We start from the raw sequence: 447 nt of genomic DNA, 5'->3' as shown, positions 1-447 counted from the left end.
GCCCATGAGTGCGAGCCCGAGCACACTGAATCGACTGACACGAACCAGTTGCCGTTCGGTCGCATCCGGCCGAACAAAGCGCCGATAGAAATCGTTGGCCACATAACTGGCACCCCAGTTCAGGTGCGTGTCCACTGTGCTCATGAATGCAGCCAGCAGCGATACAAATAGCAGCCCGAGCAGCCCCGCGGGCAACAAGCGCGCCATGAGTACCGGATACGCCATTTCTCGATCCGCGGCCACGATAGCGGCACCCGGGGCATCGCTGCCTTGCGTCTGCAGCGGATACGCCACCAGCGCCACCAGGGCGACGAGGATCCAGGGCCAACTGCGCACGGCGTAGTTGAGCACGGCAAACCAAAGCGCGCAGGCAGACGCATGGCGCTCATTTCGGGCGGTAAACAGCCGTTGCGCCAGGTACCCGCTTCCATCGCTGTAGTACTGAGC

At 62.4% G+C, this 447-nt stretch carries 1 protein-coding gene; it reads right to left on the bottom strand.

Going from position 1 to position 447, the window contains the following annotated elements; translation table 11 throughout:
- On the bottom strand, positions 1–447 hold a 447-nt coding region (locus tag AC0AIB_RS31345; RefSeq protein ID WP_465098102.1), incomplete at both ends, for a sodium:solute symporter family transporter.

The sequence above is a fragment of the Micromonospora sp. DSM 43699 genome, assembly GCF_055517075.1.
The sequence above is the reverse complement of the archived record's forward strand: the minus strand, read 5'-3'. Positions and strand labels throughout refer to the sequence as shown.